Source organism: Roseateles sp. P5_E8 (assembly GCF_054177665.1).
On sequence record NZ_JBGCUM010000157.1, the window covers coordinates 1 to 522 of the forward strand.

At 71.1% G+C, this 522-nt stretch carries 1 protein-coding gene; it reads left to right on the plus strand.

Translation table 11 applies throughout. From position 1 onward, the window contains the following. Window positions 1-522 (plus strand): YhdP family protein (locus ACXRVZ_RS27760; RefSeq protein ID WP_458233153.1); only part of this gene is annotated, 522 nt, incomplete at both ends.

A 522-nucleotide genomic window follows, 5' to 3' on the forward strand; every position in this document is an offset into this window, starting at 1 on the left:
GCCAGCCCCCGCGCGACACGCTGCGCGTCGAGCTCGGCAGCATCGTGCAGGCGCAGTTCATGCGCGAGCTCGGCGGCGATTCCCCACGCGTGCTGCGCGGCGGCATCGGCGTCAACGAGGCGGTCACGCTGCCGGCGAGTGGGGTCGCCGCGAACATCACGCTCAAGAGCGTCGACACCGACGAGTGGGACGCCGTGATCGACAAGCTCAGCGGCGGCGCCGATGCACGCGACGCGAGCTCGCGCTCGGCGTATGCGCCCGACACGATTGCGCTGCGCGCGCAGGAGTTCGTCGCGAACCAGCGCAAGCTGACGAAGCTGGTGGCCGGCATCTCGAACGAAGGCAACCTGTGGCGGGCGAACCTCGACGCCGACCAGCTCAACGGGTATGTCGAGTACCGCGCGCCGATGCGCCGCAGCGGCGTCGGCGCGGGGCGCGTCTACGCGCGGCTGTCGCGGCTGTCACTGCCGAAGAGCGACGCCGAGCAGGTCGAGACCCTGCTTGACCAGCAAAGCGCCACGG